Origin of the sequence: Cohnella sp., from assembly GCF_041641335.1 — a bacterium.
Taxonomy (GTDB): domain Bacteria; phylum Bacillota; class Bacilli; order Paenibacillales; family Paenibacillaceae; genus Cohnella.
This window is the reverse complement of the sequence record NZ_JBEPYQ010000036.1, coordinates 1-21,794: the sequence shown is the minus strand read 5'-3', so window position 1 is coordinate 21,794 and position 21,794 is coordinate 1. Positions and strand designations below refer to the sequence as shown.

The 21,794-nt window shown below is 60.0% G+C and carries 14 protein-coding genes; all 14 read left to right on the top strand.

Features of this window, described 5'->3' with window-relative positions; translation table 11 throughout:
* Positions 1 to 182 precede the first annotated feature (182 nt).
* Positions 183 to 1,598 carry an FAD-binding oxidoreductase gene (locus ACESLM_RS13795; RefSeq protein WP_372632150.1) on the top strand — a complete coding sequence of 472 codons (1,416 nt, stop codon included), beginning with the start codon at positions 183 to 185 and terminating at the stop codon, positions 1,596 to 1,598.
* The gene (locus tag ACESLM_RS13790) at positions 1,591 to 2,976 is read left to right on the top strand and encodes a (Fe-S)-binding protein (protein WP_372632149.1); all 1,386 of its coding nucleotides are present in this window, start codon (positions 1,591 to 1,593) and stop codon (positions 2,974 to 2,976) included. Before ACESLM_RS13795 ends, ACESLM_RS13790 begins: the two co-directional genes overlap by 8 nt.
* Before the next feature lie 245 nt (positions 2,977 to 3,221).
* On the top strand, positions 3,222 to 4,097 hold the full coding sequence (locus ACESLM_RS13785; protein ID WP_372632148.1) for an MBL fold metallo-hydrolase: 876 nt from the start codon (positions 3,222 to 3,224) through the stop codon (positions 4,095 to 4,097).
* A 126-nt stretch (positions 4,098 to 4,223) separates the two neighbouring features.
* Positions 4,224 to 4,916, top strand: a complete 693-nt coding sequence (locus ACESLM_RS13780) for a copper homeostasis protein CutC (protein WP_372632147.1) — start codon at positions 4,224 to 4,226, stop codon at positions 4,914 to 4,916.
* Positions 4,917 to 5,400: 484 nt separating this feature from the next.
* The gene (locus tag ACESLM_RS13775) at positions 5,401 to 6,813 is read left to right on the top strand and encodes an ABC transporter substrate-binding protein (RefSeq protein WP_372632146.1); all 1,413 of its coding nucleotides are present in this window, start codon (positions 5,401 to 5,403) and stop codon (positions 6,811 to 6,813) included.
* Positions 6,814 to 6,910: 97 nt separating this feature from the next.
* Positions 6,911 to 9,859 carry an extracellular solute-binding protein gene (locus ACESLM_RS13770; RefSeq protein WP_372632144.1) on the top strand — a complete coding sequence of 983 codons (2,949 nt, stop codon included), beginning with the start codon at positions 6,911 to 6,913 and terminating at the stop codon, positions 9,857 to 9,859.
* A gap of 43 nt (positions 9,860 to 9,902) precedes the next feature.
* Positions 9,903 to 10,787, top strand: a complete 885-nt coding sequence (locus tag ACESLM_RS13765) for a carbohydrate ABC transporter permease (protein WP_372632143.1) — start codon at positions 9,903 to 9,905, stop codon at positions 10,785 to 10,787.
* A gap of 7 nt (positions 10,788 to 10,794) precedes the next feature.
* Entirely contained in the window at positions 10,795 to 11,667 is an 873-nt protein-coding gene (locus ACESLM_RS13760; protein WP_372632142.1) for a carbohydrate ABC transporter permease, read from the top strand.
* Positions 11,668 to 11,677: 10 nt separating this feature from the next.
* Positions 11,678 to 13,753 (top strand): YIP1 family protein, encoded by a 2,076-nt coding sequence (locus ACESLM_RS13755; protein ID WP_372632141.1) that lies wholly within the window; start codon positions 11,678 to 11,680, stop codon positions 13,751 to 13,753.
* A 16-nt stretch (positions 13,754 to 13,769) separates the two neighbouring features.
* Positions 13,770 to 16,409, top strand: coding sequence for a DUF5696 domain-containing protein (locus tag ACESLM_RS13750; RefSeq protein WP_372632140.1), 2,640 nt, complete (start codon positions 13,770 to 13,772; stop codon positions 16,407 to 16,409).
* On the top strand, positions 16,406 to 17,317 hold the full coding sequence (locus ACESLM_RS13745; protein ID WP_372632139.1) for a carbohydrate ABC transporter permease: 912 nt from the start codon (positions 16,406 to 16,408) through the stop codon (positions 17,315 to 17,317). The genes ACESLM_RS13750 and ACESLM_RS13745 overlap by 4 nt, the downstream gene beginning before the upstream one ends.
* 19 nt (positions 17,318 to 17,336) lie before the next feature.
* On the top strand, positions 17,337 to 18,287 hold the full coding sequence (locus ACESLM_RS13740; RefSeq protein ID WP_372632138.1) for a carbohydrate ABC transporter permease: 951 nt from the start codon (positions 17,337 to 17,339) through the stop codon (positions 18,285 to 18,287).
* 93 nt (positions 18,288 to 18,380) lie between these two features.
* Positions 18,381 to 19,559 carry a GntR family transcriptional regulator gene (locus ACESLM_RS13735; RefSeq protein WP_372632137.1) on the top strand — a complete coding sequence of 393 codons (1,179 nt, stop codon included), beginning with the start codon at positions 18,381 to 18,383 and terminating at the stop codon, positions 19,557 to 19,559.
* A 182-nt stretch (positions 19,560 to 19,741) separates the two neighbouring features.
* The coding region (locus tag ACESLM_RS13730; protein WP_372632135.1) for a glycoside hydrolase family 38 N-terminal domain-containing protein at positions 19,742 to 21,794 on the top strand (2,053 nt) is incomplete at its 3' end.

The window sequence follows — 21,794 nt, the reverse complement described above, 5'->3', positions numbered from 1 at the left end:
CCTTGGGGCTTGGCGCATCCGCGCATTCCGTCCGTCCAGCCAGCCAGTCCGTCCAACCAATCTGCCGCATCAAAGCCATCATCGCAACGTATTGTCTATACAATACTATAAAATTGAAATATAATGAACACAAAGTCATCAGATGACCTGACTAATATTATCGTTCCAAGGGGGATTCCCGAATGCTGGATGCCGCTTTAACCCAAAGTCTGAGGCAGATCGTAGGGGACCGCAATTTCAAAGACGACCGGCAGTCGCTCGTCGCTCATTCCTATGACGGCACGCCGATGCTGCAAAGCTTGCCCGACGGAGTTATTTATCCGGAGAGCACGGAGCAGGTTTCCGAGATTATGAAAGTGTTGGCCGAGTACCGCGTTCCCGTCGTCTCGCGCGGCTCCGGCTCCAATCTGTGCGGAGGCACGGTGCCCGTACAGGGCGGCATCGTCATGGTAATGCACCGGATGAACCGGATCGTGGAAGTCGACATGGAAAATTTGACGGCGACGGTACAGACGGGCATCATTACGGCGGAATTTACCGCGCACATCGAATCGCTGGGCCTGTTCTACCCGCCCGATCCGAGCAGCATGAAAATATCGACGATCGGAGGCAATATCGCCGAATGCTCGGGAGGATTGCGGGGGCTGAAGTACGGGACGACCAAGGATTATGTCATCGGATTGGAAGCGGTGCTGGCGAGCGGCGAAATTATCCGCACCGGAGGCAAGCTGATGAAGGACGTCGCCGGCTACGACTTGACGAAGCTGCTCGTCGGTTCCGAAGGCACGCTGGCGATTATTACGGAAGCGACGCTGAAGCTCGTACCGCCGCCGAAGAGCAAGAAGACGATGCTGGCGATGTACAAAGATCTGTACGGCGCGGCGAGGACGGTGTCTCGGATCGTCGAAGCGAAGATCATCCCCGCGACGCTGGAGTTTATGGACAATCCGACGATCCGCGTCGTCGACGATTTCGCCAATCTCGGACTGCCGAGGGATATGGAAGCGATCTTGTTGATCGAGCAGGACGGAGACCCGGAGGCAGTGGAACGCGACATCGGACGGATCAGGGAAATTTGCGAAGCCGAGCAGGCCGACCGGATCGACGTGGCGGACAACCGGGAACAGGCGGAGAAGCTGCTGACGGCGCGCCGCAGCGCCTTCACCGCGCTCGCTCGGCTCCGTCCGACGACGATTCTGGAGGACGCGACCGTTCCGCGCTCTCGGATCGCCGACATGGTGCTGCGGATCAACGAGATCGCGCGCAAATACGACGTCTCGATCGCGACGTTCGGCCATGCCGGAGACGGCAACCTGCACCCTACGGCCACGACGGACGCGCGCGACCTTGAAGAAGTGCACCGCGTGGAGCAGGCGTTCGAGGAAATTTTCGAGGCGGCGATCGAGCTCGGCGGCACGATTACCGGCGAACACGGCGTCGGCCTCGTGAAGGCGCCGTTCCTGGAGTGGAAGGTCGGCAGCGCCGGAATCGGGCTAATGAAGGGGATCAAGCAGGCGTTCGATCCGAACAACCTGCTGAACCCGGGCAAGATTTTCGCCAAAGAAACGAGAAAAAGGGTGGTCATCAACCGTGGCTAACGCGAACGCTCCTGCGACCATTCAGAAGAAACCGGCCATCGAGCATACGAACCCGATGGCGAAGACGCTGCTGGCCAAGCTGGATTACGACCAATTGACGAACTGCATGCGCTGCGGCTTCTGCTTGCCGGCCTGTCCGACGTTCCGTGAGACCGGGCTGGAGCCGGAGTCTCCGCGCGGCCGCATCGCGCTCATGAAGGCGGTGGCCGACGGACTGATGGACCCCGATCAGGCGTTCCAGGACCAGATGAACCACTGTCTCGGCTGCCGGGCTTGCGAGCCGGCTTGCCCCGCCGACGTGAAGTACGGCCAACTGATCGAGCAGGCCCGCGACGCAATCGAGGACCATGCGGGGCACAGCGCCCCGATCCGAGGCGTCCGCAAGCTGATGTTCAAGGGCGTGTTCCCGCATCGCAACCGGCTCAAGTGGCTCGGCCGCTCGCTTGCTCTCTATCAGAAGTCCGGTCTTCGGGCAATCGCCAGAGGCACCGGGATCATGAAGCTGTTTCCGAAGCATTTGCGCGAGATGGAGCAGATTTTGCCCGACGCGACCGGCAAAGGCGTCGTCGAGCGGCTCGGCGCCGTCTACCCGGCCAAGGGCGAGAAGATCGCCCGCGTCGCGCTGTTCCGCGGCTGCATTATGGACGTCATGTTCGCGGACACGAATGTCAACACGGTGAAGCTGCTGTCCGAAGCCGGCTTCGAAGTCGTTATCCCGGAGACTCAGGTGTGCTGCGGCGCGCTTCACGCCCATAGCGGAGAGATGGACCAGGCGCGGGATCTGGCCCGCGTCAACGTCAAGGCGTTCCGCGAGGCGGGTATCGAGTACATCGTCTCAAACGCCGGAGGCTGCGGAGCGCTGCTTGTCGAGTACGATCATCTGCTGCACGAGGACCCGGAATATCGCGAACTCGGCGAATGGTTCGCTCCGCGGGTCGTGGACGTCGGCAAGCTGCTCGTCGAGAAGGGACGCATTCCCGATTTCGCGGAGCCGGCTGCCGCCGCGGCCACCAAACCGGTCACGATTACTTACCAGGATTCGTGTCACCTTCGCAACGTTATGAAGAGCTCGACCGCGCCGAGGGAGCTGATGAATCAAGTATCTGGGGCCCATTACTGCGAGATGAAGGATTCGGATCGCTGCTGCGGCTCGGCGGGCATCTATAACGTCACCCAGCCCGAGATGGCGGGACAGATTCTCGAGCACAAGATGGAGCATGCGAACGCGACGAACGCCCGCTACTTGCTGACGAGCAATCCGGGCTGCCTGCTGCAGATGAAGCACGGGATCGAGAAGCACGGCGCGAAAGACAGGATGGAAGCGATGCATATCGTGGACTACTTGTATGAGAGAATCGGGGGGAAGGACGGCCGTTAGGCGGCATGCACCGCGCCGCGAAGGGGCAATCCTCCGGCCTATTAAGTCCGCCCCTCACTCGACGACATCGAGCGGGGGCGGGCCGTTCGTCGTTTCTAAGCGCCTTACGTTTTCGGATGAGGCGCTGCAATCGAAGGCCGACCTGCAAAATGCGATTGCAAGGATTTTGTGGACGTGCCATACTGCAATCAGTTGCTGTGCTAAACGAAGAAATGGGAAGAGACAAACGACGAGGTGGTTTGGCAATGAGTAAAGCAGATCTAACGGAGCGTCCCGAAGCGGACAAACCGTTGATTCGGGAAATCGAGGACACGAAGGTGCCCTACGGTGTGCTGGCAGTTTGGAGCCTCGGACAGGCGAGCTTTATTGTCAAGGGAGGATCGACGGTCGTCTACGTCGATCCGTTCGCGCTGTCCGACGAGGAAGTGGAGCGCCGCTATGGCTTGAAGCGACAGTATCCTTCGCCTATGCGGCCGGAGCAGATCGTGAACGCGGACTGCTGCCTAATTACGCACGAGCATTCCGATCACTTGGACCCGGACACGATCAGGGCGATGGCCGCAGCCAATCCGAAGACGTTGTTCGTCGCCCCCAATTGCTGTTTGGAGGAGATGCGGCAATGCGGAGTATCCGAAGAAAGACTGTTTCGCGCGGAGACGGACAAGGCCGTCGTCGAAGACGGCGGCTTCTTCGTTAAGCCGATCCCGGCGGCGCACGAACAATTGGAACAAGACAGCGAAGGCTTGTTCAAACATGTAGGCTATGTCGTCCGTCTCAATGGAGTGACCTGGTATCATGCGGGCGATACGGTAATCTACGACGGATTGGCAGAAAGGGTGGCCGCCGAGCGAATCGATCTCGCGCTGTTGCCCATTAACGGACGCGATGCTTTCCGGACGGAAAGAGGCATCATCGGCAACATGGACTATCGCGAAGCAGCGGAGCTGGCCCATCGCGCGGGCTTCGGGATGACCGTTCCAATGCACTACGACTTGTTCGCCGGCAATAGCGAACGTCCTGGCTATTTCGTAGACCACGTATACCACAACTTTCCTCGGCTTCGCACGCACGTCATGGCTAGAGGAGAGCGTTTTGTTTTCGTCTCCGATGCCGTGCTGTGAGTGCCTTCGGGTAGGGCCGCCGGCGGGATTTACTTTGCGTTATCATGAGGCAGGGCGTGGACGGAGGCGGACATTTCTGCTATCGTAATTCCGTGTTGAATCGAAAGAACGAGGGAGGCATCCTAAATGATCCTAGAAGTCATTGCAACAAGCGTGTTGGACGCCAAGCTTGCGCAAGAGCACGGAGCTGACCGGATCGAGCTGATCTCGGGTATAGTCGAAGGCGGAGTGACGCCCAGCGTCGGCTTGATCGAGCGGGTCGTGAAGGCGGTCGACATCCCCGTGAACGTCATGCTGCGGCCGCATGCCAACAGCTTCCGTTACGACGAGGACGACCTGGCGGTCATGCAGCGCGACGCGAGGATCATTCGCGAGAGCGGCGCGGCGGGCATCGTCATGGGCATGCTGGACGAGCGGGGCGAGATCGATACGGCCGCGTTGGAGCTGCTGCTCGGCGAGACCGGAGAGCTGGCCGTCACCTTCCACCGCGCGTTCGACGAGTTGGCGGACCGACGCGGGGCGCTGGACCTGCTAAGCCGTTATCCGGCGATCCGCAAAATATTGACCTCCGGCGGCAAGCCGAGCGCGCTGGATGCCATGGAGGAGATAGCGGAGCTCGCCAAGCTGAGCGAAGGGCGTTCCTTGGACATTCTCGCCGGCAGCGGACTCGGTCTGGCGTCGCTAGACGAGTTCATCCGGCAGACGGGCGTCAGGGAGGTTCACATGGGTACCGGGGTAAGGCGGAATGGCCGGGCGCTGGAGCCGATTGATCCGGACAAGCTGAGGGCGGCCGCGGGCGTGGTCGGCCGATATAAATGACGACGGCGTGACAATCGGCGGTTCGGCTAGCGGAATTCGGATTTCAGGCAGCCGTCCGAACAGCTTGAGCGTTTGGGTTTGACGGGTGAAGCTTAATCCCCTTTTTGAAAGAGCCGTTTCCCGAGTTTCGACCGGGAAACGGTTTTTTGTTGCGCGTAAAAGGTATATTCGTGAGAGAATGTGCGGCCATTTCCCTTTGAATAAGATATATCATATTGATAATTCATAGATAAAAAACACGAAAAACGAAGATTTTAGCGTTTTCTTGATAAAAAGATATAATCACTATTTACAAAAAACCGTTCTGAATATAAAATGAAAACGTAATCATCTAGATGAAAGCATAAAAACGGGGAATTTAGGTATACCAAATTACTGAAAAGGGGCGAGGGGAGGTCGCGTGGGTGCGATCGGCAGTTTAGCTAAGGCAGTTTCGAAGTTGCAGTGTCATTAACTTTGAGATTCAAGGGGAGGACTCATCTACATGCAGTTCTACAATCCACGCAAATTCATGGCCGCCGCCGTGGCGGCGCTGCTTGCCGTATCGTTGGTCGGCTGCTCGGGCTCCAAATCCAATTCCGGTTCTTCGCCGAGCGCGTCTCCGTCCGCCAGTCCGAGCCCGTCGGCATCGGAATCGCCGAGCGCGTCTCCGTCCGAATCCGCCGAGCCGGCTCCGGATCTGCAAGGCGCAACGGTCAAGATCGGCCTGTGGTGGGACGGCGCCGATCCGCGGGGCATCGCGGAGGCCGACCGCACGCCGGCGGACGACGAGAAAGTCGCGCTCATCGAAGCGGCCGAGAAGAAGTATAACGGCAAGATTGAATTCGTCAAGTTCGGCGATTACGGCAAATACGTCGAGAACTTCACGACGACGTCGCTCGCCGGAGAGCCGTTCGCCGACATCGTCGTGCTGGAGCTGTTCTGGGCGTTCCCGCAGCTCGTGAACAAAGGCTTCGTCGCTCCGCTCGACGATCTGCTGGATACGAGCGATCCGAAATACATCGCCTGGATGAAAAACGGAGGAACGTTCGACGGCAAGCAGTATGGATTTATCGATTCCCCTCCGTCTCCTTACGGTCTTTTCTACAATAAGAAGCTCGTTCAGGAGCTCGGTCTGGAAGATCCGTTCCAGCTGCAGCAGAGCGGGGAGTGGACGTGGGACAAATTCCGCGAGCTGGCGAAGAAGGCGACGCAGGATACGAACGGCGACGGCAAAACCGACGTGTTCGGCTTCATCGGGGATATGAAAACGAGCCTCGAACAGTTCGTCTACGGCAACAAAGGCGCGTTCGACAAGGATGAAAGCGGCAACATGAAGTTCTCGATGGACAGCGCCAATTCGATCCAAGGGCTGCAGCTTATGTACGACATGTACAACGTCGACAAGTCGATCGTACAGCCGGCGCCGGAGGAAGGCAACGACAAGGCGTTCATTGCCGGCAGAAGCATCATGTACAGCGGCTTCAACTGGGAGTATTCCGGGCTGAAGGACAATATGCCGGGCGTAGAGCTCGGGTACGTCTTCTTCCCGAAAGCGCCGAACGCGACCGACTATACCGCCTTCACGCCGTACGGCAACATGTATATGCTCTCGAAGTATTCCAAGCATCCGGAGATCGCGGTCAAGATCATGGACGAAATCAGCCTGCACGGCAAAAACAAAGAGCTGGCGATGGAAGCCTGGAAAAACTCCTGGCCGCCGGAAGCGTACGAGACGCGCGTGCAGATGTACGACAAGATCGATTACAGCGGCAGCTTCATCGCCGTGCCGGAAGGCGACCAACTGGTCGACCAGGTCGTCAAGGACATTACCGAAGGCAAGGTAGCGCCGGCCACGGCCGCGGAGAAAGTGAAAAATCAATTCGACGCCAACATTCAGAAGATGCTGGGCGAGTAAACCGGCAATTCCAGCTTTTATTCTGAACGGGTACCCCTATTTCGGGATTGGTGATTACCGGCCATGACGAGTAGGGGTACGTCTTGTGAGGGGAACTATGCGGAGAGAACAACTTAAATGGATAGCGTATTCGGCCCTTGCCGCCGCGGCGGCCATCTCGCTCGTCGTTCTGTTCTCGGGCGGGTCCCGCGGCAGCGCGGCCGCGGAGGATCGTCCGTTCGACGTGTCAAGTCTCGCAAGCTACGTCTCCTACAAGCAGGGCGGTTACGACGAGTATTTGGCCAAGCACGCCGACGCCGATCGGCCGCTCGCGGAAATCCGCATCGACGGCGGCAGCTTCAGCCGAACCGAAGGAATGTCCGCCGCGGCGCTCAGCGAGTTCGAGGGCGTGAGCGGAAAGCTGGCGCAGACCGGGGACGCGGGCTCGATCACGTGGGAGGTCGACGTCGAACAGCCCGGCTTGTATCAGATCGGCATCAAGTATTATACGGTCAAGGGCAAGGATTCCGACATTGAAAGAGAGCTGGAGATCGACGGAGCAGCTCCGTTCAGGGAAGCGAAAAGCCTCATTTTCAACCGGGTATGGAAAGACGCGGACGGCGGGCTCGAGCGCGACGGCCGGGGCAACGACCTGACGCCGAAGCAGGAGGAAGCGCCGATGTGGCGCGAAGCTTGGCTTAAAGACGCGACGGGGTATTACGAGGAGCCTTATTTGTTTTATTTTACCGCCGGCAAGCACGAGCTGACGCTCGCTTCCATTAAAGAGCCGCTCGTCATCGCCGATTTGAAGCTGTCGAATCCGGATACTGCGCCGTCTTACGAAGAGCTGGCGAATCGATATAAGGAACTGGGCTACCGCAGCGCCGAAGGAACGCTGATTACCGTGCAGGGCGAAACGGCGGCCTACAAATCGGACGCGATGCTGGCGCCGTACAACGATCGCTCCAGTCCGGCGGTCGAGCCTTACCATACGTCCAAGCTGCGCATCAACGCGGCGGGCGGCTGGGCGTGGCGGATGCCTGGACAGTGGATCGAATGGGAGTTCGAAGTGCCCGAGGACGGGCTCTATCAGATCGCGGTGAAAAACCGGCAAAACTACTTGACCGGCATGTCGTCCCTGCGAACGCTGTACGTCGACGGCGAGATTCCGTTCCGCGAGGCGAAGCGGATCGGGTTCGCCTATGACAGCGCCTGGCAGACGAAGGTGCTGGGGAGAGGCCAGGACGATCCGTATCTGTTCTATCTGACCAAGGGACGTCATTCGGTGCGCCTTGAGGTGACGCTCGGCGAGATCGCGCCGATCGTTCGCGCGGCGGAGTCGAGCATTCTCGAGCTGAACGCGATCTACCGCAAAATCATCAGCTACACCGGCGTCGTACCGGACGCGTTCCGCGATTATGCGCTGGAGAAGCGCATTCCCGAGATGTCGGACGCCTTCCGCGAGCAGAGCGAACGCCTGAAGACGATCGCCGCCATCATCGAAGGTCCGGACGGCGGCAGCAACGACCGTTCCGCCTTGCTGAACACGCTGGCCTACCAGCTCAGCGACATGGCCGACCGGCCGGATACGGTGCCGGGGCGGCTCGATTCCTTCAAGAACAACGTCGGCGCGCTCGGCGCATGGCTGCTGATGATGACCGAGCAGCCGCTGGCGATCGATTATTTGCTCGTCTCGACGCCCGGTGCGGAGCTGCCGGACCCGGACGCGACGAGATGGGAGAAGCTGCGGTCGGAGACGGCTTCGTTCGCGGCCTCGTTCTATGAAAATTACGACGACTTCGGCGGAGAGGACGGCGCCGGACGCTCGGTGTCGGTGTGGATCACTTCGGCGCGCGACCAGGCGCAGATCGTCAAGCGGCTGATCGACGATTCGTTCACGAGGCAGACGGGCATCTCCGTGAATCTGAAGCTCGTCTCCGCGGACATTCTGCTGCCGTCGACCGTGTCCGGGGAAGGACCCGACATAGCGCTTCAAGTCGGCAACGAGGTGCCGGTCAACTTCGCGACGCGCAACGCGCTTCAGGACTTGTCCGTCTTCCCGGATTTCGACGAAGTGCGAACGCGGTTCGAGGACAGCGCGATGGTGCCGTTCGCCTACAACGGCGGCTATTACGGGCTGCCGGAGCAGCTCAACTTCCCGGTGCTGTTCTACCGGAAGGATATTATCGAGGACGAGCTGAAGCTGAAGGTGCCGCAGACTTGGGAGGACGTGTACGCGCTCGTGCCGGAGCTGCAGAAGCGCAACCTGCAATTCGGGCTGCCGCAGAAGGGGCTGAACGCGCAGGGCAACGATCTGGTGACGACGGATATCATTACGCTGCCGCCGAGCCCGACGTTCGCGATGCTGCTGTACCAGCACGACGGTCGGTTCTATACGGACGGCGACATGGCCAGCGGCTTGGACGAGGAGGTCGCCATCCAGCAGTTCAAGAAGTGGACCGATCTGTACGTCAACTACAAGCTGCCGATCCAGGTCGACTTCGCCAACCGCTTCCGCACCGGCGAGATGCCAATCGGCATTATCGACTACACGATGTACAACAAGCTGGTCGTCTTCGCGCCCGAGATCAAGGGACTGTGGGATTTCGCGCCCGTTCCCGGAACGACGCTGCCGGACGACACGGTCAGGCGTGACGTCGGAGGAGGCGGCTCGGCAGTCGTCATGTTCGAGCATACCGAAGACAAGGACGCGGCCTGGCAGTTCCTGAAGTGGTGGACAAGCGAAGAAACCCAGCTCGCCTTCGGGCGCGAGATGGAAGTGCGGCTCGGCGCTTCGGCCCGCTATCCGACGGCGAACGTCGCGGCGCTGACGAAGCTGCCGTGGCCGACCGCCGATCTGGCCAAGCTGATGGAGCAGATGCGCTGGGTGCGGGGCGTTCCCGAGGTTCCGGGCGGCTACTTGACCGGACGGCACATCGACAACGCTTTCCGCAGAGTCGTCGTTCAGGGCGACGATCCGCGCGAGACGATGGAGTATTACGTCCGTTACATGAACGAAGAAATCACCGCCAAGCGGAAAGAATTTAATCTTCCCTACGAGAAATGAGGGTTGACCCATCTATCCGATCATTCGCAAAAAGATAGGCTACATGGCGGCGGAAGTCCGAAAGAACCGGCACGCCTTCGTCTTGATGGCGCCCTATTTCCTGATATTCTTTACGTTCACCGTCGTTCCCGTCCTCATGTCGCTGGCGCTCAGCTTCACTCACTTCAACATGCTGGAGCCGCCGCGCTGGGTCGGTTGGGACAATTACGCCAGGCTGTTCGTCCAGGACGACGTCTTCCTGATCGCGCTCAAGAACACGTTCCTGTTCGCCTTCATCACCGGGCCGATCAGCTACGTCGCCTGCTTCCTGTTCGCCTGGCTCATCAACGAGCTGCCGCCCAAGCTGCGCGCGCTGCTGACGCTCATTCTGTACGCGCCGTCGATCGCCGGCAACACGTATTTGATCTGGCAGACGCTGTTTTCCAGCGACTCGTACGGCTATATGAACTCGTTCCTGATGCGCTGGGGCTTCATTATGGAGCCGATTCAATGGCTGCAGGACCCGCGCTATATGCTTGGCATTTTGATTATGGTGCAGCTGTGGCTCAGTCTCGGAACCTCGTTCCTGGCGTTCATCGCCGGACTGCAGAACGTCGACCGCACCTTGTACGAAGCCGGCGCGCTCGACGGCGTCCGCAACCGCTGGCAGGAGCTGTGGTTCATTACGCTGCCGACGATGCGTCCGCAGCTCATGTTCGGAGCCGTCATCCAGATCACGACGGCGTTCGCAGTCGCGGAAATCTCCATCTACATGATCGGGTTCCCGAGCGTCGACTACGCGGCGCATACGATCGTCACGCATCTGGTCGACTATGGCACGATCCGCTTCCAGATGGGCTACGCCTCGGCGATCGCGACGATTCTGTTCGCGATTATGCTCGGAACGAATTTGATGACGCAGAAACTGCTCAAAAAAGTGGGTGAGTAAAGCGGAGATGAGACTGAAGCTGCTTTTGCGCAGACGACTTAACCGTTCATGGTCCGTCGATATTCTGCTGTTCCTGCTGCTGGCGGGGGTAGCCGTCTTCATGGCGGCCCCGCTCGTCTACACGGTGAACAGGGCGTTCATGCCGCTGGACGAAATATTCGCGTTCCCACCCCGTTTTATCGTGCGCAATCCGACGGTGCAGAACTTCAAGGACTTGCTTAACATTTTCTCGGACTCGTGGGTGCCGTTCTCGCGGTACGTGTTCAATACGTTTTTCATCGCAATCATCGGAACGGCCGGACATGTCGTGATCGCTTCGGCGGCGGCGTACCCGCTGGCCAAGGTCAAATTCCCTTTCCGCGGCGCGCTGTTCCACATCGTCGTGCTGTCGCTCATGTTCACCCCGTACATTACGCAGGTGCCGAACTATATGACGATCTCGTGGCTCGGCATGATCAATTCGTATTGGGCGATTCTCATTCCCGCCTTCGGCACGACGCTCGGGCTGTATCTGATGAAGCAATTCATGGAACAGATTCCCGACGCGCTGATCGAGGCGGCGAAGATCGACGGGGCGAGCGAATACCGGATTTTCTGGAAAATCGTCATGCCGATCGTTAAGCCCGCGTGGCTGACGCTCATTATTTTCTCGCTCCAGAACCTGTGGACGAACGGCTCGGTGACGAGCCATAAATACATTTACAGCGAGCAGCTTCGGACGGTGGACGCGGTGTTCGGGCAGATCGCCAACGGCGGCATCGCCAGAACGGGACCGGTCGCGGCCGTCACGCTGCTGATGATGCTCGTGCCGATTACCGTATTCATCGTGACGCAGAGCAACGTCATTCAGACGATGTCCTCGTCGGGGCTGAAGGATTAGGGGGGGCAGGATGGTGAACGTCAAACGGATTTCGGCTTGTCTGCGCGTCCCCGGTCTGCTCGTCCTGGCTCTGCTCGCGCTTGCGGTTCCCTCCGCGGCTTCGGCCGAAGGGTACAACTATTCCTATTGGGGAGACGCCGTCCCGGCGCCGGACGCTTACGTCCCGGAGCGCATTCTGTACGGGAACGATCTGGGGGTCGGTCCTCTGTCTTCGCCGCAAGACGTATTCGTAGGTCCGGAAAACAAAGTGTACATCGCCGACACGGGCAACAACCGGATCGTCGTGCTGAGCGGTGAATTGGAAGTGGAAAAGGTGATCGCGGAGTTCGACAACGGCGGCAGGCAGGACGGATTCAACCAGCCCGAGGGCGTGTTCGCCAGCGCGGAAGGCGGCATCTACGTCGCCGATACGCGCAACCGCAGGCTGGTCGAACTGAGCGCGGAAGGCGCGTTCGTGCGCGAGATCGGCGAGCCGAAGTCGTCGCTTATCCGCGACGGCTTCCAGTACGCGCCAAGCAAGGTCGTCGTCGACCGGACGCAGCGGATCTACGTCGTCGGACGAGGCTCGTACGAAGGCATTATGGAGTTTTCGTCCGATGGGGAGTTTACCGGCTTTCTCGGGACGAATCGGGTCAAGTTCAAGCCGATCGATCTGATCTGGAAGCAGATTTCCACGAAGAAGCAGCGCGATCAGATGCAGCAGTTCATCCCGCTGGAGTTCAATAATATCGATCTGAACGAGGACGGCTTCCTGTTCACGACAACGTCGGAGGAAGGCTCGGACAGTCCGATCAAGAAGCTGAATCCGTCCGGCGCCGACATTTTGCGCAGCAAAGGCTATTTCCCGCCCAAAGGGGATATCGGCACGACGGAGACGGGGAGCGTGCGCGGCAGCTCGATCTTCGTCGATATCGCCTCCGACCGCGGCGGCATGTACAGCGCGCTTGACTCGAAGCGCGGGCGCGTGTTCGCCTACGACAAGGACGGCAACCTGCTGTACGTCTTCGGCGGGCTCGGCAGCCGTCAGGACCGGTTCCGCAATCCTTCGGCGATCGGCATGCTCGGCGAGCGGACGCTCGTGCTCGACCAGGACTACAACCGGCTGACCGTGTTCGCGCCGACCACGTATGGGAGCTTGATCCGCGAGGCGGTAACCGCCTTGTACGACGGCCGAGTGGAGGAATCGACCGCGGCCTGGCGCAAGGTGCTGCAGCTGAGCGGCAACTTCGAGGTGGCGTACATCGGCATCGGCAAATCGCTGATGAAGCAGGGCGACAACCGCGAGGCGATGAACTACTTCAAGCTCGGCAGCAGCCGGGAATATTATTCGGAAGCGTTTAAGCAGTACCGCAAAGATATTGTTATGGCGCACTTCGGCAAAATCGTGCTGGCGATCGCGCTTGTCGTCGGTCTGGTCGTCTGGGCGATGAAGCGGGCCGGCCGGCGCTCCGCAGGCGCACAGTACAAGGACACCGGAGTGCTGAAGCACCCGCTGCACACGATGCTCCATCCGTTCAACGGTTTCTGGGAGCTGAAGTTCGAGCGCAAGGGCCGGCTGTCGATCGCCGTCGCGATCATGCTGCTGTTCGTGCTGCTGACGATCGTGAAGCGGCAGTTCAGCGGCTTCGTCGTCAACTTCAACAATCCGGCCGAGCTGAACAGCCTCGACGAACTGAAGTTCATCGTGCTGCCGCTGCTGCTCTGGTGCGTGGCCAACTGGTCGCTGACGACGCTGATGGACGGCGTCGGCAAGTTCAAGGACATCGTGACGGCGACCGGCTACTCGCTGATGCCGTTCGTGATCCTGTACGTGCCGCAGGTGCTCTACAGCAACGTCATCACGGCGGACGAAAGCGCGTTCTACTACTTGCTCGACACGGTGGCGTATCTGTGGTTCGTCTGGCTGCTGTTCGTCGGTACGATGACGATCCATCAATACTCGGCCGGCAAGACGATCGCCACGATGCTGCTGACGCTCGTCGTAATCGGCATCATTTTGTTCATCGGAGTGCTGCTGTTCAGCATGATCCAGCAGATGGTCAGCTTCGCCGAGTCGCTGATCCGGGAAATTTCTTTCAGAGGGTAGGGAAGGGGGAACGGGCATGAACGGGAACAAAAAAGCGCTGGCGATCGCGCTCTGTGCCGCTCTGGCGGCAGGCGGCGCTATCATCGGCCGGGGAGGAGAACGGATCGGCGAAGCGTCGGCGCAGGTCGGCTTAGCGGCGCAATCCGGCGTCGCGGCGAGCGGATCGGCGGCGGCTGCTTCGTCGCAGACGGTTGCCGGCGGGAAGAATGCTCCGGCAGCCGCTCTGGCAGCTGCGGCGAGCCTGGCGCCGAGCGCGGCCAACAGTGCGGCGGAGCGCTCCGCTCTCGCCGGGATGGAGCGGGTCGCGGAGAACGAGGCGCTCGTGCTGTACGTGCACCGGGCCGGCGCCGGCATCGCCGTCCAGCGGAAGCAGGGCGGCTACGTCTGGTTTTCGAACCCCGCCGAGGGAGAGAACGATCCGATCGCCTCGCCGCTGTACAAGGCCGAGCTGCAATCGCAGCTTATCCTGACGTATTACAACGGCAAGGGCCAGCTCTCGCGCTATAACAGCTATACAGACAGCGTGCAGAAGGGGCAGTTCGACATCGCCGAGACCGATCACGGCGTGCGTATCGTCTATCGGTTCGGGAACCAGCCCGACGCGTCCTGGCGCAACATTCCGTCGGTCATCGGCAAGGAGCGCTTCGAGCAGGCGATTCTAAGCAAGCTGGCCGACGACGATGCGCGCAAGCAGGTCACCTACAAGTACCGGTTCAACGATGAGAAGCAAGTATATGAAGTGCGCAAGTTGCAGGACAACGTCGCCGCCGAGCTATCGGCGCTGCTCGATTCCGCCGGCTACACGGCGGAGGACGCGGAGCGGGACAACGCCGAGAACGGGGCGGGTCGGCAGGAGGCGGAGGATCAGGCGCAGTTCTCCATCCCCGTCGAATACGCGCTTGACGGCGAGTTTCTGACCGTCGCCGTCAAAGGCGGAGAGGTGGAGAGCAATCCGTCGTTTCCGCTGGCTAGTCTGCAGGTTCTGCCGTATTTTGGCGCGGCGGACGGCGATCAGGAGGGTTACATGCTCGTCCCCGACGGCTCCGGAGCGCTCATTCGGCTGAACAACGGGAAGCTGAGCGCCGAGCCTTACCAGATGCCGGTGTACGGGGAGGACGGCACGTTCGACGTGAAGGAGCGGTTTCTGACCAACGAGAAAGCTCGTCTTCCCGTATTCGGACTCAAGACGGGCGACCAGGCGTTCATCGGCATTCTGGAGGACGGAGAGGCGATGGGCAGCGTACTGGCCGATATCGGCGGCCGCTATACGTCCTACAACAGCGTCAATGGCAGCTTCCGGTTTACGACGATGGACTTCTACACGTTAAGCTCGGGCAGCAAGAGCAGTTCGGTGCCGATGTTTCAGACGCCGTCGTATCAGGGCGACGTTCGCCTGCGGTACGCTTTCCTGTCCGGAGACCGGGCCGATTATGCCGGCATGGCGGGGGCTTACCGCGACTACTTCGTCGCCAAGCACCGGCTGGAGCCGCTTGCTGCGGGGGAGAACGCGCCGTTCGTGCTCGAGCTGGAAGGCGCGTTCCAGCGCCGCAATTCTTTCCTTGGCATTCCGTACGACTCGACGGAGGCGCTGACGACGTACGAGCAGGCGATCGAGCTGCTGGAGCAGCTCAAGGCGGGCGGGGTCGAAGACGTCGCGCTCCGGTATGTCGGCTGGTTTAACGGCGGCATCCGCCACAGCTCTCCGGACGACATCGCGTTCGTCAGCGCGCTCGGCGGGAAGAAAGGCTTCCGCAAGCTGGCCGAATATGCGGCGGCCGGCGGAGTCCGGCTGTATCCCGACGTCGCCTTCCTGCGGAAGTACAAGGGCTCGGGCGGCAGCGCCGATTTCCTCGACCGGCGCAAAGCGGCGATCTACGAGTACGACCCGGTCACGTACCGCAAGCTCGGCTCGCGCTTCTCGCATTATGTGCTGTCCGCATCCCGGCTTCCGGACGTCGTTGGCGATTTTCTGTCCGACTACGCCAAGCTGGGCGCAACCGGCGTATCGCTGCGGGATATGGGCGAAGAGGTCAATTCCGATTTCGATCCGTCCGCGCCGATCGCGCGGGAGCAGGCGCTGGAGACGATCGCGTCGGAGACCGGCAAGCTGAAGGAACGGATCGGCTCCGTCATGGTCAGCGGAGGCAACGCGTATACGCTGCCCTACGCCGACATCGTCGTGAACGCGCCGACGTCCTCCAGCGGGATGAACTTGACCGACGAGGACGTTCCTTTCTACCAGATCGCCTTGCACGGCTATGTGGAGCTGGCTGGCGCGCCGTTTAACGCGGACCAGGGACAAAACCCGCGCAGGTCGATGCTCAAAGCGCTCGAGACCGGCTCCAACGTGTTCTATCAATGGTTCTACAGCCCGTCGTCGGCGGTTAAGGATACGCGCTACAACGGTTTGTACGCGCTCCATTACCGCGATTGGCTGGACGAGGCGATTGCGCTGTACAAGGAAGCTGACGAGGTGTTGAAGCAGGTTCGCGGGCAGCCGATTACCGGGCACCGCAAGCTGTCCGCGGACGTGACGGAGACGACGTTCGGCGACGGAACGACCGTAATCGTCAACTACGGCGTTGCCGACGCGCAAGCCGGCGGGCTGACGATCCCGGCCGAAAGCTACCGGATAGGCGGTGAAGCTTCCAGATGAAAATAACGTTCAAACGCAAAAAGAAGCTGACCTTGAAGCAGAAAAACGCCTGGTTCGGCGTCCTGTTCGCTTCGCCGCTTATTTTCGGCATGATCATGCTGTTTATTTTGCCCTTGATTCAATCGCTGCGGTACAGTCTGAGCTCTATCCGGCTCGTCGAGGGCGGTTTTTCGGTCGATTACGAAGGGTTCTCCAACTATGCGAGCCTGTTCACGTCGAACCCGGATTACCCGCGCAGCCTCGCCGAGTCGATCGCGGCCATGGCCGTCAACGTGCCGCTCATTCTCGTCTTCGGCTTGTTCGCGGCGGTGCTGCTCAACCAGAAGTTCAGGGGGCGGCCGTTCGCCAGGGCGGTATTTTTCCTGCCGGTCATTCTCGCTTCCAGCGTCATCGCCAATCTCGACATCGGCAGCTTCGTCGGCAGCGGGACGCTCTCATCCGGCGGCGGGGAGGCGGAATCGAACTTGCTGCAAAGCTTCGAGCTGAAGAGAATGATGCTTGAATCCGGAATCTCGCCGATTTTCGTCGACTATCTGACTGGGGCGGTAGATCGGATCTACGAGATTATCAGTTCGTCGGGCGTACAGATTTTGATTTTCCTGGCCGGGCTGCAATCGATTCCGCCGTCGCTCTACGAAGCGGCCAAAATCGAAGGAGCGACCGGGTACGAGAGCTTCTGGAAGGTGACGTTCCCGATGATGTCGCCGCTCATTCTGACGAATACGGTGTATTCGATCATCGATTCGTTCAGCAATAGCCCGATCAACAAGCTCGTGTCGGAGACGGCGTTCAAAGTGTTCGACTTCGGTCTCAGCGCCGCTATGTCCTGGGTTTACTTCCTGTCCGTCGCGCTTATTCTCGCCGTGTCCGTCGGCCTGATCTCGCGCAAGGTGTTCTACTACGATTAGTATGGAAGGAGGCGAAGCGATGAGCTCGAAGACCGCCTATACGGATTTGTTCGTCAGCCGATACCAGCCCCTGGAGAAGGGCAAGCGCTGGGCATGGGTGCTGATCCGCACCGTCCTCGTCGTCGGCTTCTGCTTCATTATCTTGTTCCCGCTGTTCCAGCGGCTGTCGATCGCCTTCCGGAGCAAGGCCGACATCTACGACCCGACCGTGCTCTGGATTCCGCGCAACTTCACGCTCGACAACCTGCGGATCGCCATCGAGACGACGAATTATTTCGAGGCGCTGAGCAATACGGCGCTCATCTCGGCGAGCACGACGTTGATCCAGCTCGTCTCTTGCGCGCTGGCGGCCTACGCGTTCGCCAGACTGCAGTTCAGAGGCAGCGGGCTGCTGTTCGGCCTCGTCATCTTCACGATTATCGTTCCGCCGCAGACGATCATGATTCCGCTGTACTTGACGTACCGCTACTTCGATTTGTTCGGCCTCGTCGGGCTGTTCACGGGCAAGGACAGTCTGAATCTGATCGACACGTTCTGGCCGTTCATTCTGTCTTCCAGTACGGCGATGGGGCTGAAGAACGGGCTGTACATTTATATTTTCAGGCAGTTTTTTCGCGGTATTCCGAAGGAGATCGGGGAGGCCGCCCTCGTGGACGGAGCCGGCGTGTTCCGGACTTTCCTGCGCATCGTCGTGCCGAACGCGGTGCCCGCGGTCGTCACCGTGCTGCTGTTCTCGTTCGTCTGGCAGTGGAACGACAGCTATTACGTCAGCCTGTTCCTGAAGCAGGTCAAGGTGCTGTCGACCAGCCTGATGGACATGGGCATGGGGCTGCGCGAGCCCGATCCGGTCTACACGTCGATGCTGCTGAACACCGGCGTGCTGCTGGCGATCGCGCCGCTTATCCTGATGTACCTGTTCGTGCAGCGTTATTTCGTCGAGAGCGTGGAGCGCACCGGCATCGTCGGGTAACGGCGCGTAACGCCTTGCGTAACAAACTATTGGATATACCAATAAACAAGGCTATAATTGTAACAGATTCGAGAATTCGGGGTGTGAGTCCATTTGTTGAGCGGAGATAAGCCGTTATATAGTCAAATCATTGAAATTCTGCGAGGGCGCATCGAACGCGGAGAATACGTTCCCGACCAGCAGCTTCCGACCGAGGTGGAATTGGCCGAGCAGTTCGGCGTCAGCCGGATTACGTCCAAGCGCGCCTTGATCGAGCTGGAACGGGAAGGCATGATCTACCGCCGGCGCGGCAGCGGCAGCTTCGTGAAGAAGAAGGAAGGAAGCCGCAGGCCGGCCGAGGATCCGTCCGGGATGTCCGCGAATCGTATCGTATCGATGATTATTCCTTACGTCGCTTCCAACAACACGCTGGGCCACATTCCCGGAATCGCCGCGTACCTGGAGTCGCGCGGCTATTATTTGACCATTCACAACAGCGACTGGAGCAGCGGGCAGGAGCGGGAGCTGCTGCGTTCCCTGCCGAAGCGGGGAACGTCCGGCATTATCCTGTATCCGGTCAGCACCCAGCGCAATTTGGACATCGTTCACGCTCTGCACGCCAGCGGTTATCCGATCGTGACGATCGACCAATATTACAGCTTGCTGTCGATGGGCAGCGTCGTCTCCGACAACTTCGGCGGCGGTTATACGAGCGCGGCGCAGCTCATCGAGCTCGGACATACGCGCATCGCCTTCCTGTCGACGATCGACATTCAGTATCGCAGCACGGTCCGCGATCGCTTCTTCGGCTATTGCAAGGCGCTCAGCGACAACGGTCTTCCGGTGGACATCGATCTGGTGTACAGCGGAATGACCGATCAGGCCGAGAGCGATCCGCCCAGCCGCAGGCAGTTCTACAAGTCGCTGCTCGGGCAGATGCTGGAGCAGCAGGTGACGGCCGTTCAGGCGGAGCACGACCTGGTCGCCTTCGAGATCGCCAAGGCGGCGGCGGACATGGGCGTGCGCGTGCCCGAGGAGCTGTCGGTCGTCGGCTTCGACAACAACCTCGATTTCGCGCTGCATTCCGACGTGCCGCCGATTACGACGGTGGAGCAGGATTACCGGGAAATCGGCAAGCGGGCGGCGGCGATGATCGTCGATCAGCTTGAGGGCGGCGAGAGGATGACGGCCCGCGTCGAGGTGCCGATCCGATGGATCGCGCGCCAGTCGACGGGAGCGGGGCCGGAGGCGATCGCCGACGAAGAGGAGGAGCAGGATCTGGAGGCGCGGTAAGCGGGAGCCGTGCCGCGCATTTTGAAAACCATTTTACGATTGCGCATATCGTAGAATGGTTTTTCTTTCTTTTGGTATACCAAACTTTTGTGAATTGTGATTAAAAAGATATATCTAATATTTACCGATCTATGATTAAGATATATAATAATAGAGAGAAAACAGCGTGGGGAGGACACGAGATGACCGGAACGAGAAGCAGGAAAACGGCCCATGTCATATCCCACTCGCACTGGGACCGGGAATGGTACTTGCCGTTCGAGAAGCATCGCTACCATCTGATCAAGCTGATGGACCGCTTGCTGGAAACGATGGAGCGCGACCCGGCGTACAGAAGCTTTCATCTGGACGGACAGACGATCCTCCTTGAAGATTATTTGAGCGTGCGGCCGGAGCGGAAGGAGAAGCTCAAGGAGCTGATCCGAGAAGGGCGGCTCCATATCGGCCCCTGGTACGTGCTGCAGGACGAGTTTCTGACGAGCGGGGAAGCCAACATAAGGAATTTGCTGGCAGGACTGCGGGACGCCCGGGAATTCGGTGCCGTCTCCATGCTTGGCTACTTTCCAGATTCGTTCGGTCACATCGGCCAGGCTCCGCAAATTTTGCAGCAGGCGGGCATCGAGGTCGCCGCGTTCGGCCGGGGGGTGAAGCCGACCGGGTTCAACAATGAGGTGGGCGAGCAGGCGGCGTACGAATCTCCTTATTCGGAGCTGATCTGGGAAGCGCCGGACGGCTCGCGGGTGCTCGGCATTCTGTTCGCGAACTGGTACAGCAACGGCAATGAGGTTCCGACGGACCCCGAGCAGGCCAAAGCATTCTGGGAAGACCGGCTGGCCGCCGCGGAGAAGTACGCATCAACGCCGCATCTGTTGTTCATGAACGGCTGCGACCATCAGCCGGTTCAGACGGATCTGCCGGAGGCTTTGCGGCTGGCCGCCGAGCTGTACCCGGATACGGAGTTTGTCCATTCCGATTTCGATACGTATGCGAAAGCGCTTAATCGGCATTTGCCGGACGATCTCAGCGTCGTCCGCGGCGAGCTGCGCAGCCAGCGCACGGACGGATGGGGCACGCTCGTCCATACGGCTTCCGCGCGCGTGTACCTGAAGCAGATGAACGAACGCGGCCAGACGCTGCTGGAGAAGGGCGCCGAACCGCTCGCCGCATACGCGAGCCTGCTCGGACTCGACTATCCTCACCACCAGCTGCAGCATGCCTGGAAGACGCTCATGCAGAACCATCCGCACGACAGCATCTGCGGCTGCAGCGTCGACGAGGTGCACCGCGAGATGGTGACGCGTTTCGAGAAGAGCGGCCAGACCGCGGAGTGCATTATCGCCGACAGCATCGCGTACATCGCGCAGAGGGTGGATACGTCCGCGTTCGCGGACTGCGGAGAGCGGGCGCAGCCGTTCGTCGTATTCAACACGACCGGATGGACGCGCGGCGGGATCGTGTCGGTGGATCTGGATATCAGCCGCATCTACTTCCGGGAAGGCGTCGATTTCAGCGAAATGAAGATGCGTTTGAAAACGCTGCCAGTAAGCGGAGGAGAGGTTTTGGATTCGGAGGGACGGCGCTTGGCATGCAGCGTGACCGATCTGGGTCTTCGCTTCGGCTACGATTTGCCGGACGACCGTTTCCGCCAGCCGTACTTCGCCCGTACGCTGCGCGTCGAGTTCGAGGCGTCGGACGTTCCGTGCTGCGGTCACCGGGCATTTGCCTTTATCCCTTCCGGTCAGGAAGGGGAGAAGGAGCAACTGCTGGAGCCGCGACTCTCCGGAGGAGACGCTCGTTCCTTGCTCTCCGAGGACGGCCGGACGCTGGAAAACGACCGAATCCGGGCGACCGTCGAGGATAACGGCTCGGTAACGATGATCGACAAAGCCGGCGGCCGGACGTTCCGGGGGTTGTGCGTCTACGAAAATACCGGAGACGTCGGCAACGAGTATATGTACCGGCAGCCAAACGGGGAGACGGCGCTGACGACCGAGCTTTTGAAGGCAGAAGTGAGCGTTCTTGCGGATACGCCATACGAGGCGGCGCTGGAAATCGTGCACGAATGGCAGGTGCCGGCGGAGGCCGAGGCTTCGCTCGAGCGGGAACGTGAGGAGCTGATCTGGTTCACCGGACGCCGCTCCGTCCGCGCGGAGCGGACGGTGACGCTGCGTCTTCGCACGATCGTCCGGCTGGAGAGAGGCGGCCGCGGACTGCGCGTGCGCGCCGAGTTCGACA